The sequence below is a fragment of the Gordonia amarae NBRC 15530 genome, assembly GCF_000241345.1.
Taxonomy (GTDB): domain Bacteria; phylum Actinomycetota; class Actinomycetes; order Mycobacteriales; family Mycobacteriaceae; genus Gordonia; species Gordonia amarae.
This window is the reverse complement of sequence record NZ_BAED01000044.1, coordinates 1-15,819: the sequence shown is the minus strand read 5'-3', so window position 1 is coordinate 15,819 and position 15,819 is coordinate 1. Positions and strand designations below refer to the sequence as shown.

The 15,819-nt window shown below is 67.3% G+C and carries 15 protein-coding genes and 1 pseudogene; 15 read left to right on the top strand and 1 reads right to left on the bottom strand.

Annotation, left to right across the window (positions count from 1 at the left end):
* From GOAMR_RS25175 to GOAMR_RS11800, 3 genes and pseudogenes are all read left to right on the top strand, one after another.
* Positions 1-338: pseudogene (locus tag GOAMR_RS25175) on the top strand (hypothetical protein); the annotation flags it as partial.
* Between the two features lie 59 nt (positions 339-397).
* Complete coding sequence (locus GOAMR_RS11805; RefSeq protein ID WP_040515079.1) at positions 398-628, top strand: hypothetical protein; 231 nt, start codon at positions 398-400, stop codon at positions 626-628.
* Entirely contained in the window at positions 625-1,023 is a 399-nt protein-coding gene (locus GOAMR_RS11800; protein WP_005187620.1) for a TA system VapC family ribonuclease toxin, read from the top strand. The genes GOAMR_RS11805 and GOAMR_RS11800 overlap by 4 nt, the downstream gene beginning before the upstream one ends.
* Positions 1,024-1,052: 29 nt before the next feature.
* Here GOAMR_RS11800 and GOAMR_RS11795 read toward each other — a convergent pair whose 3' ends face one another.
* Complete coding sequence (locus GOAMR_RS11795) at positions 1,053-1,418, bottom strand: hypothetical protein (protein WP_005187617.1); 366 nt, start codon at positions 1,416-1,418, stop codon at positions 1,053-1,055.
* A 531-nt stretch (positions 1,419-1,949) separates the two neighbouring features.
* Here GOAMR_RS11795 and GOAMR_RS11790 point away from each other — a divergent pair.
* The 12 genes from GOAMR_RS11790 to tyrS all read left to right on the top strand — a co-directional run bounded on the left by GOAMR_RS11790 (position 1,950) and on the right by tyrS (position 15,615).
* Positions 1,950-2,201: a hypothetical protein gene (locus GOAMR_RS11790; protein WP_005187613.1), complete on the top strand. Its 252-nt coding sequence runs from the start codon at positions 1,950-1,952 to the stop codon at positions 2,199-2,201.
* 71 nt (positions 2,202-2,272) lie between these two features.
* Entirely contained in the window at positions 2,273-3,310 is a 1,038-nt protein-coding gene (gene argC, locus GOAMR_RS11785) for an N-acetyl-gamma-glutamyl-phosphate reductase (RefSeq protein ID WP_040515078.1), read from the top strand.
* Positions 3,307-4,557: a bifunctional glutamate N-acetyltransferase/amino-acid acetyltransferase ArgJ gene (gene argJ, locus GOAMR_RS11780; RefSeq protein WP_005187607.1), complete on the top strand. Its 1,251-nt coding sequence runs from the start codon at positions 3,307-3,309 to the stop codon at positions 4,555-4,557. The genes argC and argJ overlap by 4 nt, the downstream gene beginning before the upstream one ends.
* A complete protein-coding gene (argB, locus tag GOAMR_RS11775) occupies positions 4,554-5,441 on the top strand; it encodes an acetylglutamate kinase (RefSeq protein ID WP_005187605.1) in 888 nt (295 codons plus the stop codon). The genes argJ and argB overlap by 4 nt, the downstream gene beginning before the upstream one ends.
* Positions 5,438-6,625, top strand: coding sequence for an acetylornithine transaminase (locus GOAMR_RS11770; RefSeq protein ID WP_005187604.1), 1,188 nt, complete (start codon positions 5,438-5,440; stop codon positions 6,623-6,625). Before argB ends, GOAMR_RS11770 begins: the two co-directional genes overlap by 4 nt.
* Positions 6,622-7,542 (top strand): ornithine carbamoyltransferase, encoded by a 921-nt coding sequence (gene argF / locus GOAMR_RS11765; RefSeq protein WP_005187602.1) that lies wholly within the window; start codon positions 6,622-6,624, stop codon positions 7,540-7,542. The genes GOAMR_RS11770 and argF overlap by 4 nt, the downstream gene beginning before the upstream one ends.
* Positions 7,542-8,081 (top strand): arginine repressor, encoded by a 540-nt coding sequence (locus tag GOAMR_RS11760; protein ID WP_005187600.1) that lies wholly within the window; start codon positions 7,542-7,544, stop codon positions 8,079-8,081. The genes argF and GOAMR_RS11760 overlap by 1 nt, the downstream gene beginning before the upstream one ends.
* A gap of 107 nt (positions 8,082-8,188) precedes the next feature.
* Entirely contained in the window at positions 8,189-9,388 is a 1,200-nt protein-coding gene (locus GOAMR_RS11755) for an argininosuccinate synthase (protein WP_005187599.1), read from the top strand.
* Positions 9,385-10,827, top strand: a complete 1,443-nt coding sequence (gene argH, locus GOAMR_RS11750) for an argininosuccinate lyase (protein ID WP_005187597.1) — start codon at positions 9,385-9,387, stop codon at positions 10,825-10,827. Before GOAMR_RS11755 ends, argH begins: the two co-directional genes overlap by 4 nt.
* 86 nt (positions 10,828-10,913) lie before the next feature.
* Positions 10,914-13,925, top strand: coding sequence for an AMP-binding protein (locus GOAMR_RS11745; RefSeq protein WP_005187596.1), 3,012 nt, complete (start codon positions 10,914-10,916; stop codon positions 13,923-13,925).
* A gap of 87 nt (positions 13,926-14,012) precedes the next feature.
* A complete protein-coding gene (locus tag GOAMR_RS11740; protein ID WP_005187594.1) occupies positions 14,013-14,231 on the top strand; it encodes a Trm112 family protein in 219 nt (72 codons plus the stop codon).
* Positions 14,232-14,304: 73 nt separating this feature from the next.
* A complete protein-coding gene (gene tyrS, locus GOAMR_RS11735; protein ID WP_005187592.1) occupies positions 14,305-15,615 on the top strand; it encodes a tyrosine--tRNA ligase in 1,311 nt (436 codons plus the stop codon).
* Positions 15,616-15,819 lie beyond the last annotated feature (204 nt).

The window sequence follows — 15,819 nt, the reverse complement described above, 5'->3', positions numbered from 1 at the left end:
GCTTGATCGTCTGGGTTGCCGTACTCGTCGCCGACCCTTCGTTGCGGCGGCCCGTCCGTGCGGCCTCTGTGGATCTACCTGTGGTGCTGCGTCTGGAGGGTCTGGAACTGATCCCGGCAATCCCGCCGAAAGCACCCGCCGGGACCGGGCTCACCGCGGCCCAGCGCCGTCGCCGCAGCATCGGTCGCGTACTGGCCGTCGACGGTTTCACCGAGGTACTGCCGTACCCGTTCATGCCCGCCGGCGTGTTCGACCAGTGCGGCCTGGCCCCCCGACGCCGAGCGTCGCCGCCGTCGGTGGACGAATCTCCTACATACTTCGGATCGTTGAGTTCGTAGCGGGGTGTCAGATCGCTCATCATATCTGCATCACGGCATCATCGCATATGATGCAATCTATGAGGACCACCGTCGAGCTTGCCCCCGAACTGCATCAGCGTGTCGTCGAGTTGGCCAGATCCAGGGGTCAGTCTCTATCGGCGACGCTCGCCGAGCTGACGGCGCGAGGGCTGTCGCATCTAGGTGAGCCACTGTGCATCGCTACGGATGCGGTGTCAGGGTTTCCGGTGGTCAGCGTCGGTCGGAGAATCACTTCCCAAGCGGTCGCCGACGCACTGGATGACGAGTGACCACCTACCTGCTCGATGCGAACGTGCTGATTGCGCTCACCGTCGTAGAGCATGAGCATCACACGCGGGCATCTGAATGGGCGGCCGGCATCGAACGTTTCGCCGTCTGTCCGGTGGTCGAGGGGGCTCTTGTTCGGTTCCTGGTGCGGATCGGGGAGAAGGCCGAGACTGCTGCTGCGGTCCTGCGGCAGGTTCGTGCGCGACCCGGCTATGAGTTCTGGGCCGATTCGATGTCGTACGCGGACGCGTCCCTTGGTCATGTACGCGGGCATCGTCAAGTGACCGACGCCTACCTTGCCTCGCTCGCAACTGATCGCGGCGGAATGCTCGCAACATTGGACGAAGCGTTGGTCGCGGTCTTGCCGAATAGCGCGGTCCTTGTTGCGCCGCACTGACTTCGGCAAGGCCGGTCACCGGCCTTCGTTCAGCCGTTGTTGAGGGTGAATTCTACGCGAGCCCAGTCGCGTGGCTCATTCTCATCGCGGTTGTATACGAATGGGGAGTACGTCATTGATTGACCCGGTGTGATGTTGTCGGCCTTGAGTCGCTTTGTTCCGTCCAAATCGTTGGTGTTCTCGCTGTCGCCTTCAAAGAAATCGACTCGGCCTTTGGTGAGGTAGACGGTGCCGTTCTCCTCACGGACCGTGTAGTGGAGCTCGACCCGGATCTCCCCACCGCATCTGGCCGTGGCGACCCTCGAACGGGTCTGCCCGGACGTCAGCGTGAAGTTGATATTGACATCACGGTTGCAACGTTCGTCGGAACCGAAGTTTTCGTAGTCGTTGATCACGAACGAGGCGTCGCCGGTTACCGTTCGGGTCGCCGCGTGGGCGGGTGCCGTCGTTACGGCGAGCCCGACGACAGCAGATACGCAGGTAGCGGCTGCGCACCATCGTGACAGGGGTCGGGTCGCGGATCTTGAGCGTAGGGGCTGCCTGAAAAGCGAATTGTGGCGAAGTGAGAACATGATTCCTCCGAGTGTGCGTAGTTGTTCACGCCAGCTCGTGGACCAGAGCCCCGGCACGGAGGAGACACGCAGGCTGGTCACTATATGAAAGCACTGGTGCTGATTCCGGGCAAGAAAGTTGTCGGGCGCAATCCTCCGGCAATATTATTGCTTTGGATAAGGAATGAAATAGATCAAGCCGGCAACTCGCGCCGATACGTTATGCACGGCTGTGCAATAAATGCGCTGTTGTCCGTGGGCGTTGATTCCGCTTGCCGGCTCTGTGGTGTCGTCCACGTCGGTTGAATGAACAGTGCTTTCGCGTCCGGTCGCTGTAGAATTCACAGTGCGGCGGCTTGACTACAGGAGGCTTTTATGTGGCACTTCTTTCTCAATTTCGTCACGACCATTTCCGCCGCGGTGTGGGCGATCGTCTGGATCGTCATCATGTTTGCCACCGGCAACGCCCTGCTCGGCGTGATAGTGGGAGCGGTGGCCGGCGGGATTGTCTACTACTTCCTCAGCAAGCTCGAGAAGAGGATCTGGCGGCCCATAGACCGGGTGACCGAGCGAGGCGCCGACGCGATGTGGGACTGGGTGCGATCGCGAGGTGGTCCGCACGCGTAGCGGCGACAGACCGAACGTCGGGGCCCGGCACCACGCGTGAATTGATTTGCATCGTCGTGCATAATGATCGCATGACGATCAGAGTGGCTGTCGCCGGTGCCAGTGGCTACGCGGGCGGGGAGATCCTGCGCCTGCTCCTCGGACACCCACGCCTGCGATCGGGTGACCTCGAGATAGGCGCCCTGACAGCGGGTGGCAATGCGGGCAGCGCGCTCGGCACCCAGCATCCGCACCTGCTTCCGCTGGCCAACCGGATCCTGCAGGAGACCACCCCCGACACCCTCGCCGGTCACGATGTCGTGTTCCTCGGCCTGCCGCACGGCCAGTCGGCCGTCATCGCGAATGCCCTGCCGCCCACGACCATCGTCATCGACTGCGGTGCCGACTTCCGGCTGCAGAACGCGCAGGACTGGGCCCAGTACTACGGCGGTGAGCACGCCGGTACCTGGCCCTATGGGCTGCCCGAGCTTCCCGGCAACCGGGAGAGGCTGGCTGACGCCTCCCGGATCGCGGTGCCGGGCTGCTATCCGACGGTGTCGATCCTCGCGCTCCGGCCCGCGATGGCCGCGGGTCTCATCGAGCCACACGTCACCATCGTCGCGGTGAGCGGCACCTCGGGCGCCGGCCGCTCACCCAAGGTGGACCTGCTGGCGGCCGAGGTCATCGGCTCGTCGCGGGCCTACGGGGTCGGGGGAGTGCACCGGCACACCCCGGAGATCTCACAGGCACTGTCCGAAGCGGCGAACCTGCCGGTGTCCGTCTCGTTCACGCCTGTTCTCGTGCCGACCTCACGAGGCATCCTGGCCACCTGCACGGCCAAGACCACCGCATCGGCGTCCGACGTCCGCGCGGTCTACGAGAAGGCGTACGCCGACGAGCCTTTCATTCATCTCCTGCCCGAGGGGCAGCTCCCGGCAACCGGTAGCGTCATCGGTTCCAACGCGGTGACCCTGCAGGTGGCCGTCGATGAACGCGCCGGAACCCTTGTGGTGGTCGGCGCCGTCGACAACCTGGCCAAGGGGACCGGTGGCGCGGCAGTGCAATCAATGAACCTCGCCCTCGGCTGGGATGAGACCGAAGGCCTTTCGACCGTGGGAGTGGCACCGTGACCGACAACAAGGACGAACTGGACCGGATCGAAGGCGGTGCACCGCTCGACGCGCCCCGCATCGTCCGCGGCCAGGGCGTGACCGCACCCCTCGGATTCCGGGCCGCCGGGCTGGCTGCGGGTATCAAGAAGTCCGGAAAGCAGGATCTCGCACTGGTTTTCAACGAGGGTCCCGAGTACGCGGCAGCTGGTGTGTTCACCCGCAACCAGGTGAAGGCAGCCCCCGTGCTGTGGAGCAAGCAGGTGCTCACCACCGGACGGCTCCGGGCGGTGATCCTCAACTCCGGTGGAGCCAACGCGTGCACCGGCCCCGGCGGATTCCAGGACGCGCACCAAACCGCCGAGGCGGTGGCCGAGACACTCAGCAACTGGGGCACCGAGACCGGGGCCGTCGAGGTCGCCGTCTGCTCCACCGGACTCATCGGTGACCGGCTGCCCATGGACAAGGTGCTGAACGGTGTCACCGAGATCGTTCACGAGATGGGCGGCGGCCTGTCCGGCGGCACCGACGCCGCGCACGCGATCATGACCACCGACACCGTCCCCAAACAGGTTGCGCTGCATCATCCCCAGGGCTGGAACGTCGGCGGCATGGGCAAAGGCGCGGGCATGATGGCGCCCTCGCTCGCGACGATGCTCGTCGTGCTCACCACCGACGCCGTCGCCTCCGCCGGACAACTCGACACCGCCCTGCGCAATGCGGCGGGCAAGACCTTCGACCGACTCGACATCGACGGCTCCACCTCCACCAACGACACCGTGCTGCTGCTGAGCTCGGGTGCGAGCGGGATTCCCGTCGACCAGGCCGACCTCGATGCCGCCGTGTACGCCGTCTGCGACGACCTCGCCGCACAGATGCAGGCCGACGCCGAGGGCGTGACCAAGCGGGTCGTCATCACCGTCACCGGTGCGGTCACCGAGGACGACGCCGTGACGGTGGCGCGTGCCGTGGCGCGCGACTCGCTGGTGAAGACCGCGATGTTCGGCTCCGACCCCAACTGGGGCCGGGTCCTGGCGGCGGTCGGCATCTCGCCGGTCACCGTCAACCCCGACATCATCTCGGTCTCGTTCAACGGACAGGCCGTGTGCCGCAACGGATACGGCGCCGAAGGCGCTCGCGACGTCGACCTGTCGGGTACGGATATCGACGTGATCGTCGACCTCGGGCTCGGCGACGCGACGGGATGGGTGCGCACCACCGACCTGTCGCACGCGTACGTCGAAGAGAACTCGGCGTATTCGTCATGAGCGAGGCATCGTTCAGCGCGCTCGACAAGGCGGCCATCCTCGCCGAATCACTTCCCGCGCTACAGGAACTGCACGGCGCCACCGTCGTCGTCAAATACGGCGGCAACGCCATGGTCGACGAGGAGCTCAAAGCAGCCTTCGCCGCCGACATGGTGTTCTTGCGCGCCTGCGGCATGCACCCGATCGTCGTCCACGGTGGCGGCCCGCAGATCTCCGCGATGCTCACACGCCTCGGCCTGCAAGGGGAGTTCCGCGGCGGTTTCCGCGTCACCACCCCCGAGGTGATGGACGTGGCCCGGATGGTGCTGTTCGGGCAGGTGGGCCGCGAACTCGTCGGCCTCATCAACGCCTACGGCCCGTACGCCGTCGGTATCACCGGTGAGGACGCCCACCTGTTCACCGCCACCCGGCGCACCGTGCAGGTCGACGGCGTGGCGACCGACATCGGCCTCGTCGGCGACATCACCTCCGTGAACACCTCGGCCGTACTCGATCTTGTTGCCGCCGGGCGTATTCCGGTGGTGTCCACGATCGCGCCCGACAAGGACGGGGTGGTGCACAACATCAACGCCGACACCGCCGCCGGCGCACTCGCCGAAGCCCTGGGCGCGGCGCGGCTGGTGATGCTGACCGACGTCGAAGGCCTGTACACCGACTGGCCGGACCGATCGTCTCTGGTGTCATCGATCAGCACCGCCGACCTCACCGAACTCTTACCGACACTCGATTCGGGCATGATCCCGAAGATGGAGGCCTGCCTGCGTGCCGTCGACGGCGGTGTGCAGCGTGCCCACGTCGTCGACGGCAGGGTGCCGCACGCGGTACTCGCAGAACTCCTCACCTCCAGCTCCGCGGGGACGCGGGTAGAACGGACCGACGCATGACAACCTTGCAACAGCGGTGGTCGGCATCGCTGATGAACAACTACGGAACACCCCCGCTGGCACTCGTAGGCGGACGGGGCGCGGTGGTCACCGACGCCGAGGGCCGCGAATACCTCGACCTGCTCGGTGGGATCGCGGTCAACGCGCTCGGCCACGCCCACCCGGCGATCATTGCGGCCGTCACCGAGCAACTGAACACCCTCGGCCACGTCTCCAACCTGTACGTCAACCCGCGGGTCGTCGAACTCGCCGAGAAACTGCTCGACAAGTTCGGGCACCCCGGACGCGCGTTCTTCTGCAACTCCGGCACCGAGGCCAACGAGGCCGCGTTCAAGCTGGCCAGGCTCACCGGTCGGCCCGAGATCGTGGCCACCGAGATGGGGTTTCACGGCCGCACCATGGGATCGCTCGCGATGACCGGCCAGCCCGCCAAACGGGCGCCGTTCGAGCCGATGCCCGCAGGTGTGCGGTTCGTGCCCTACGGCGACGCCGCCGCACTCGAGGCCGCGGTCACCGACCAGACCGCCGCGGTCATCCTCGAACCCATCCAGGGCGAGGCGGGCGTCATCGTCCCGCCCGCCGACTACCTGGCGCACGTCCGGCGGATCACCGCAGACAGGGGAGCACTGCTCATCCTGGACGAGGTGCAGACCGGTGTGGCCCGGACCGGACCCTTCTTCGCGCACCAGAGCGCCGGCATTGTTCCCGACGTGCTCACCCTCGCCAAGGGACTCGGCGGCGGGCTGCCGATCGGTGCGGTCCTGGCCACCGGGCCGGCCGCCGAGCTGTTCGGCCCGGGCCAGCACGGCACCACCTTCGGTGGTAACCCGGTGGCGGCGGCCGCCGCACTCGCCGTCATCGAGACGATCGAGGCCGAGGGTCTGTGCGATCACGTCTCGGCGGTGGGCAAGTCGATCGCCGCGGGCATCGAAGAACTGGCCCACCCGCTGGTGGCCGGCGTCCGCGGGGTCGGTCTGCTGCTGGGAGTGACTCTGGCACAGCCCGTCTCGTCGGCCGTCGAGATGGCTGCCCGCGACGCGGGCTACCTGATCAACGCACCTGCACCCGACGTAGTGCGGCTCGCCCCGCCGCTGATCCTCACCGAGGAGCAGGGTAAACAGTTCGTCGGCGCACTTCCCGCGATCCTCGACGCCGCCACCGCCGATCAGGAGGCACAACAGTGACCCGGCATTTCCTGCGTGACGACGACATCACGCCCGAGGAGCAGGCGCAGATCCTCGCCCTCGCAGCCACCGTCAAGGCCGACCCGTTCAGCGCGCGGCCGCTCGAAGGTCCGCGCGGTGTCGGGGTGATCTTCGACAAGAACTCCACCCGCACCCGCTTCTCGTTCGAACTCGGCGTCGCCCAGCTGGGCGGTCACGCGGTGGTCGTCGACGGCACCACCACCCAGCTCGGCCGCGACGAGACGATCGAAGACACCGCCCGCGTCCTGTCCCGGTTCGTCGAGGCCATCGTGTGGCGCACCTCGGGGCACGAACGGCTCGAAGCGATGGCGTCGCAGGCGAGCGTTCCGGTGATCAACGCGCTGTCGGACATGTGGCACCCCTGCCAGGTGCTGGCCGACCTGCAGACGATCATCGAACGCAAGGGCAAGGCCGCCGGCCTGTCGATGACCTACCTCGGTGACGGCGCCAACAACATGGCTCACTCGCTGGCCCTCGGCGGTGTGACCGCCGGCATGCACGTGACCATCTCCGGGCCCGAGGGATTCGACCCGGATCCCGCCGTCATCGAGGCGACCCGGGCACGGGCCGCCGAGACCGGCGGATCGGTCACCATCGAACGCGACCCGCGGGCCGCGGCGGCCGGAGCCGATGTGCTGGTCACCGACACCTGGGTGTCGATGGGGCAGGAGAGTGACGGCAAGGACCGCCGCGCACCCTTCCGTCCGTACCAGATCAACACCGATCTGCTGGCGCTGGCGGACCCGGAAGCGATTGTGCTGCACTGCCTTCCCGCGCACCGCGGCGACGAGATCACCGACGAGGTGATCGACGGTCCGGCGAGTGTCGTCTTCGACGAGGCCGAGAACCGGCTGCACGCGCAGAAAGCGCTGTTGATCTGGTTACTGGAGCAGTAGTGACCGCCGCGGGCACCTCAGACACCCCGGGCGACACGGCAGCCGAGCGGCTGCCGGAGTCCCGGCTCGCGCAGACCCGTGCGGGTCGGCATGCGCTGATCGTCACGCTCCTGTCGTCCCGGCAGGTGCGCAGTCAGTCGGCGCTGCAGCAGTTGCTGGCAGCCGAAGGCGTCGACGCGACGCAGGCAACCCTGTCCCGCGACCTCGACGAGTTGGGTGCGGTCAAGCTGCGCGCCGCCGACGGCGGAGCAGGCATCTACGTGGTGCCCGAGGACGGTTCGCCGGTGCGTGGGGTGTCCGGCGGCACCGACCGGCTGGCCCGGTTGCTGTCCGAACTGCTGGTGTCCACCGACGCCAGCGGCAATCTCGCGGTGCTGCGCACCCCGCCGGGGGCGGCGCACTACCTGGCCAGCGCCATCGACCGGGCGAGTCTGCCCGACATCGTCGGCACCATCGCCGGCGACGACACCATTCTTGTGGTCGCCCGCGAACCGCTCGACGGCGCCGGACTGGCCCGACGAATCGAGGGCCTGGTGTAGTCCGGCCCCATCTCCCGACCTCCCCGCCCGACTGGGCGATCCCCGGGGTGATCACAACACCCGGACACTCATAGACTTTCCTCTCGACACAAAGGAGCGCACATCCCATGACCGAACGCGTTGTTCTCGCCTACTCCGGCGGCCTCGACACCTCCGTTGCCATCAGCTGGATCCAAAAGGAAACCGGCAAAGAGGTCGTGGCCGTGGCCCTCGACCTCGGCCAGGGCGGCGAGGACATGGAAGTGGTGCGCCAGCGTGCCCTCGACTGCGGTGCCGTCGAGGCCGTCGTCGTCGATGCCCGCGACGAGTTCGCCGAGGAGTACTGCTTGCCGGCGATCACCTCCAACGCCCTCTACATGGACCGCTACCCGCTGGTGTCGGCGCTCTCGCGCCCGCTGATCGCCAAGCACCTCGTGCAGGCCGCCCGCGACCACGGCGGCACCGTCGTCGCGCACGGCTGCACCGGTAAGGGCAACGACCAGGTGCGCTTCGAGGTCGGCTTCGCCACCCTCGCACCCGATCTCGAAGTGCTCGCGCCGGTGCGCGACTACGCGTGGACCCGGGAGAAGGCGATCGCCTTCGCCGAGGAGAACGCCATCCCGATCAACGTCACCAAGAAGTCGCCGTTCTCCATCGACCAGAACGTGTGGGGCCGCGCCGTCGAAACCGGCTTCCTGGAGGACCTCTGGAACGCGCCCACCAAGGACGTCTACGACTACACCGACGACCCCACCCTCAACTGGCAGTCGCCCGATGAGGTCATCATCTCCTTCGAGAAGGGCAAGCCCGTCGCCATCGACGGTCGCCCGGTGACCGTGCTCGAAGCGATCGTCGAACTCAACCGGCGCGCGGGCGCACAGGGTGTCGGCCGTCTCGACGTGGTCGAGGACCGACTCGTCGGCATCAAGAGCCGCGAGGTGTACGAGGCCCCCGGCGCGATGGTGCTGATCCGGGCCCACGAGGAACTCGAGCACGTGACCCTCGAACGTGAGCTCGGCCGGTACAAGCGCGGCACCGACCAGAAGTGGGCCGAACTGGTGTACGACGGCCTGTGGTTCTCGCCGCTGCGCCGCTCGCTCGAGGCATTCGTCGACGCCACCCAGGCACACGTCAGCGGTGACATCCGGCTGGTCCTGCACGGCGGTCACATCGCCGCCACCGGCCGCCGCAGCAGCGAATCGCTGTACGACTTCAACCTCGCCACCTACGACGAGGGCGACAGCTTCGACCAGTCGGCCGCTCGTGGTTTCGTTGAGCTGCACGGACTCTCGTCCAAGATTTCGGCGAAGCGGGACCTGGGTCTGTGACCGAGAACGCTGGCGGCTCCACCAACGAGGGCTCGCTGTGGGGTGGCCGGTTCGCCGACGGACCGGCCGCCGCCATGGCGGCCCTGAGCAAGTCGACCCAGTTCGACTGGGTGCTGGCGCCGTACGACATCCAGGCGTCCAAGGCGCATGCGCGCGTGCTCAACAAGGCCGGGCTGCTCGTCGACGACGATCTGACCGCGATGCTGGCCGGTCTCGACCGGCTCGCCGCCGACGTCGCGGACGGGACCTTCGCGCCCGCCGAGTCCGATGAGGACGTGCACGGCGCTCTCGAACGTGGACTCATCGAGCGGGTCGGCACCGAACTCGGTGGCCGCCTGCGTGCCGGCCGGTCCCGAAACGACCAGGTGGCCACCCTGTTCCGGATGTGGCTGCGCGATGCGATGCGCCGCGTCGGTTCGGGAGTCCTGGATGTGGTGGAGGCGCTCACCGCGCAGGCCGCCGCCCACCCCGACGTGGTGATGCCGGGCAAGACCCACCTGCAGGCCGCCCAGCCGGTGCTGCTGGCCCACCACCTGCTCGCACACGCCCAGCCCTTGCTGCGCGACGTCGACCGGCTCGCGGATGCCGATCGCCGCACCGCGGTGTCCCCGTACGGTTCCGGGGCGCTCGCCGGCTCGTCGCTCGGCCTCGACCCGGCGGCGATCGCGGCCGACCTGGGCTTCGCGGCTGCCGCGGAGAACTCGATCGACGCCACCTCGTCGCGGGATTTCGCGGCCGAGGCGCTGTTCGTGTTCACGATGATCGCGATCGACCTGTCGCGGCTGAGCGAAGAGATCATCATCTGGAGCACACCGGAATTCGGCTACATCACCCTCGCCGACGCGTGGTCCACCGGTAGTTCGATCATGCCGCAGAAGAAGAACCCCGACGTTGCCGAGCTGACCCGTGGCAAGACGGGCCGCCTCATCGGTGATCTCACCGGCCTGCTGGCGACGCTCAAGGCGCAACCGCTGGCCTACAACAGGGATCTGCAGGAGGACAAGGAGCCGGTCTTCGACGCGGTGGCGCAGCTCGAACTGCTGCTGCCCGCCATCACCGGACTCGTGGCCACCCTCGAATTCCACGCCGACCGCATGGCGGAGCTGGCGCCGGCCGGCTTCACCCTCGCCACCGACATTGCTGAATGGCTTGTCCGGCAGGGTGTTCCGTTCCGGGTGGCGCACGAGGTGGCCGGTGCCTGCGTGCGGGAGGCAGAGTCGCGGGGCGTCGGGCTCGACGAACTCGACGACGATGTGCTGGCCGCGATCAATCCGGCACTGACGCCCGCGGTCCGCGACGTGCTCACGGTACGCGGTTCCATCGAGTCACGTGACGCTCTCGGCGGCACGTCACCGACACAGGTCCGGCGGCAACTCGATGTCATCGGGGCGGCGCTGCCCGCGCTTCGTGACCGGTGGCCGGGAAACACGAACCGGTAGTCGCGATCACACCGGAGACCGGTGGGTAAAGTGAGCCGCACGTCGCGACGTGTGGGTCGCTTGACCGGGTAGGGAGCTAGGTGACGATGGTGGGATTCGGGATTCCGGGTGTGGGAGCCGCAGTCGAGCGTGTACTGGCCACCGCCCAGAATGGGCTGGAGGTCCTGCGCTTCGGTGCGCTGGACACGGGGACCGAGCCCACACCGTTCATCGTCGTCGAGAACGAGCGGATGTTCCGGCTGCGCCGGTACTTTCCCGACGATCCGGGAACCGGCCCGCATGTTCTGCTGATCCCGCCGCTCATGGTCGCGGCCAATGTCTATGACGTCACCCAGGACAACGGCGCGGTGTCGATCCTGCACGAGCAGGGCATCATCCCGTGGGTGATCGACTTCGGGTCGCCCGATGCGGAGGAGGGCGGGCTCGAACGGACCCTCGCCGACCACGTGCTCGCGGTGAGCCGGGCGATCGACATCGTCGTGGAGACCACCGGCCGCGACATCCACCTCGCCGGCTACTCGCAGGGCGGGATGTTCGCCTACCAGGCGGCGTCCTACCGGCATTCGAAGAACATCACCAGCATCACCACCTACGGCAGCCCTGTCGACGTGCTCGGTGGTCTGCCGATGCACGTTCCCGCGTCCATCGCCGCGCCGGTATCGGAGTTCCTCGCCGACAACGTGGTCAGCAAGCTGTGGATCCCGGGATGGATGTCGCGCACCGGTTTCCAGTTGCTCGACCCGGTGAAGACCATCAAGGGCCGGATCGACTTCCTGCGCAAGCTGCACGATCGCGACGCGCTGCTGCCCCGGGAGGAGGCGCGCCGGTTCCTTGAGGTCGACGGCTGGGTGGCCTGGTCCGGCCCGGCGATCGCCGAACTACTGCGCCAGTTCGTCGCCCACAACCGCATGATGTCCGGCGGCTTCGTGATCGACGGCGACCTGGTGTCGCTCACCGAACTCACGATGCCGATTCTGGCGTTCGTCGGCACGGCCGACGACATCGGGCAGCCGGTCGCGGTGCGCGGCATCGCCCGCGCCGCATCCAACGCCGAGGTCTACGAATCAACGATGCCGGTGGGGCATTTCGGCCTTGTGGTGGGCAGTGCGGCTGGTGCGCATTCCTGGCCTGTCACCGCCGAGTGGATCAATTGGCATGACGGCGCGGGGCCACGTCCCGAGGTCATCGAGAAGATGGCCGAGACCCCCGAGCGCGGCCAGGGCTCCGGTGTCAGCCTGTCCTCGCGCCTGACGCATGGTTTCGGGTCGGTCGCCATGGCGGGTGCGAACCTGACCAAGGAGGTCGCCGACGCGGCGGGCTCGATCCAGCGCACGGCGACCGCCGTCGCCCGCGAATCGGTGCGCAGCGTGCCCATGATGCTCAGCCGCATGGGCCAGATCCAGCCGGACACCCGGGTGTCGCTCGGCAAGCTCATGTCCGAGAACAACCGGCGCAGCGGCGATAAGGAACTGTTCCTCTTCGAGAACCGCGTCCTCACCCACGCCCAGGTGAACACCCGTATCGACAATGTCGTGAAGGGCCTCATCCACTGCGGGATCCGCCCGGGCGCCCCCGTCGGCGTCCTGATGGAGACCAGGCCCAGTGCTCTCGTCGTGGTGGCCGCGCTGTCCCGGCTCGGCGCGGTGGCCGTCATGCTCTCACCCGACGGCGATCTCGGGGAGATGCTGCGCGTCGCGCACTGCCCGGCCGTCGTCACCGACCCCGACAACCTCGATGCCGCGCGCGCCGGCTGCGATCACATCCTCGTGCTCGGCGGTGGCAGCGGCCAGTCACGGCAGATCGCCGAAGCCGACGGCACGACGGTCGTCGATATGGAACAGATCGATCCCGACGCCGTGCACGTCCCGTCGTGGTACCGCCGCGACCCCGGTGTCGCAGGCGACGTCGCGTTCATCCTGTTCACCCGGTCGGGCGGCAAGCTCAATCCGTGGCGGGTCACCAACCACCGGTTCGCGATCTCGGCCTTCGGCGCGGCCTCGGCGGCGGCACTCACAGACCGCGACACCGTCTACTGCCTCCCGCCGCTGCACCACGCGTCGGGCCTGCTGACGACGCTGGGTGCGACAGTCGCAGGACGGTCCAGGATCGCGCTGTCGAACGCGATCGAACCGGAGACCTTCGCCACCGAGGTCGATCGTTACGGCGTGACCGTCGTCTCCTACACCTGGTCGATGCTGCGGGAGGTTATCCGGGCCGACGATCTGCAGATCAACCGGTACAACCCGATCCGCCTGTTCATGGGTTCGGGTATGCCCGGCGGGCTCTGGGACGATGTCATCGAGACCTTCCCCCGCGCCCGCGTGCTGGAGTTCTTCGCCACCGCCGACGGCTCGGTCATCCTCGCCAATGTCGCCGGTGACAAACCTGGTGCGATGGGGCAGCCGCTGCCGGGCACCAGCACGGTCGAACTCGCCGCGTACGACGTGGTCAAGGACCGGCTGATCATCGACGACTCCGGGTTCGTCCGCAAGGCCGACGTGGGTATGCCGGGCCTGCTGCTGTCACGGTCGTCGCACCGGTTCGACAACAACGGAACCGTGTTGCGGGGGGTGTTCGCTCGCGGCGACCGGTGGGAGGTCGTCGGCCAGCTGTTCGTTCGCGATGTCGACGACGACCTGTGGCTGGTCTCGGCGGTCGACAGGGTGATCCGCAGTGCCGACGGCGCGCTGTTCTGCCCACCGGTCGAGTACCACCTGTCGCAGGTCAACGGGGTCGACCAGGTGGCCGCCTACGCGGTGGGCAAGCCGGGCAAGCAGATCATGGTCGCGGCTCTCACCCTCCGCGAAGAGGCATCCGCCGATTCGTTGACCGTCACCACTCTGCGCCTGGCGCTCGGCGAGATCCCCGCGGCGCTGCGCCCCCACCTGATCTGCGTCGTCGACGAGATTCCCGTGTCGAGTTCGTATCGCCCGCTCGCCGCGGTGCTCGCCGCTCAGGGAATCCCCGAACCCGGATCGAAGGTCTGGTACCGCGACGACGAAGGCCGCTATCGGCGCTACACCGCCAACGTGGCGGCAGAGATCGACTGGACCAACCGGACGCTGGGGCGCAGGGATGAGCCGAGCGCGTCCCGCTGACCACCGTTCGGGCCGCGCCGATAAGGTGGCTTCGGATCACCGTCCGGATCACACCGGTGCGGGTGCAGTAAACGAAAGAGGAATCGCGTGAGTACACGGGCAGAGTCGATCCCGCAGGTCGTCCGGGAGCGCTTGGTGTGTCCGCAGGATCACGGACCGCTGCTCGACGCCGGCGACGAGCTCTACAATCCGCGGTTGCGGGTCGCGTACCCGATCGATGCCGACGGAATCCCCGACATGCTGGTCAGCGACGCACGCAACGTGACCGACGACGCCGAACACGAGCGACTGACCGCTTCGCGCTGACTGTCCGGCCGGCAGTGCCCGGTATCGGTCCGGTGGTCGCCGGCGGGAATCGGGCAGATGGCAGGATTGACGCGTGACGACAGACCAGACCCAGCGCACCGGCGACAACACCACCGATCTCGACGGCATCATCGATGAGCTCACGTGGCGCGGGCTGATCGCTCAGTCGACGGATATCGACGAACTCCGGTCTGCGCTGAAAGAGCCGATCTCGCTCTACGCGGGCTTCGATCCGACGGCGTCGAGCCTGCACGCGGGACATCTCGTCCCCCTGCTCACGCTGCGGCGTTTCCAGCTCGCCGGTCACCGTCCCGTGGTTCTTGCCGGCGGCGCCACCGGACTGATCGGTGATCCACGCGACGTGGGCGAGCGGACGATGAACTCCACCGACACCGTCGCCGAATGGGCCGCCCGCATCGACGGCCAGCTGCGCAGGTTCGTCGCGATTGATGATTCGGCCAACAGTGCCGTGCTCGTGAACAACATGGAGTGGACATCGCAGTTGAGCGCCGTCGACTTCCTACGGGACATCGGCAAACACTTCTCAGTGAACGTGATGCTCGCCCGCGAGACGGTCCGCCGCAGGCTCGAATCCGACGGCATCAGCTACACCGAGTTCAGTTACGTACTGCTGCAGTCCAACGACTTCCTCGAACTCCGGCGCCGGTACGGCTGCGTCCTGCAGATCGGCGGATCCGACCAGTGGGGCAACATCGTCGGCGGCGTCGACCTCATCCGCCGGGTCGATGGCGAATCGGCCCATGCGATCACCGTTCCTCTGGTCACTTCCTCGGACGGCAAGAAGTTCGGCAAGTCCACCGGCGGTGGCAGCCTCTGGCTCGACCCCGAACTCACCAGCCCGTACGTCTGGTACCAGTACTTCGTCAACACCGCCGACGCGGACGTCGTTCGCTACCTGCGCTGGTTCACCTTCCTCGACCGCGAAGAGATCGACGAACTGGAACGCGCCACGGCGGAGACCCCACATCTGCGCTTGGCGCAGAAGAAGCTGGCCGCGGAGATGACCACGCTCATTCACGGTGCCGAACACACCGCGGCTGTCGAACTCGCAAGCCAGGCGCTGTTCGGCCGGGCGGAGCTGACCGATCTCGATGAGGGCACCCTCTCCGCGGCGGTAGGGGAGACCAAGGTCGCCGAATTCGCCGGCGAACGTCCGACCATCGTCGAACTGCTGGTGGCGACCGGCCTGTCCGACAGCAACAAGGCCGCGCGCCGTGCCGTCGACGAGGGCGGTGCGTACGTCAACAACACCAAGATCACCGACGCCCAGTGGACTCCTTCCGACGGGGATCTGCTGCATGGCCGATGGCTGGTCGTCCGACGCGGCAAGAAGAGCTTCGCCGGCGCACGATTCAGCTCCTGACCAGGCGATTTGACCTCGTGTTCGCGCCTGTGTAACTTAGTTGAAGCATCGCCGAGAGCAACCGCCCCGGAATCAAGCGAAACCGGGCGGGCTTGGCTGCCTCTGACACGAAGGTCCTGGACCGGAGAGTCGCAGACAGGGTCCAGTCGGCCGCGATCACCACAACCGAAAATCCGCGACTTGCGAAGCGGAAATCGGATCTGG

Bases quoted from the DNA above. Each gene is read 5' to 3' on its own strand.
- GOAMR_RS11755 (WP_005187599.1), top strand. From the start codon at position 8,189: ATGACCGAACGCGTTGTTCTCGCCTACTCCGGCGGCCTCGACACCTCC.
- argC (WP_040515078.1), top strand. From the start codon at position 2,273: ATGACGATCAGAGTGGCTGTCGCCGGTGCCAGTGGCTACGCGGGCGGG.
- GOAMR_RS11745 (WP_005187596.1), top strand. From the start codon at position 10,914: ATGGTGGGATTCGGGATTCCGGGTGTGGGAGCCGCAGTCGAGCGTGTA.
- GOAMR_RS11790 (WP_005187613.1), top strand. From the start codon at position 1,950: ATGTGGCACTTCTTTCTCAATTTCGTCACGACCATTTCCGCCGCGGTG.
- GOAMR_RS11805 (WP_040515079.1), top strand. From the start codon at position 398: ATGAGGACCACCGTCGAGCTTGCCCCCGAACTGCATCAGCGTGTCGTC.
- GOAMR_RS11770 (WP_005187604.1), top strand. From the start codon at position 5,438: ATGACAACCTTGCAACAGCGGTGGTCGGCATCGCTGATGAACAACTAC.
- argB (WP_005187605.1), top strand. From the start codon at position 4,554: ATGAGCGAGGCATCGTTCAGCGCGCTCGACAAGGCGGCCATCCTCGCC.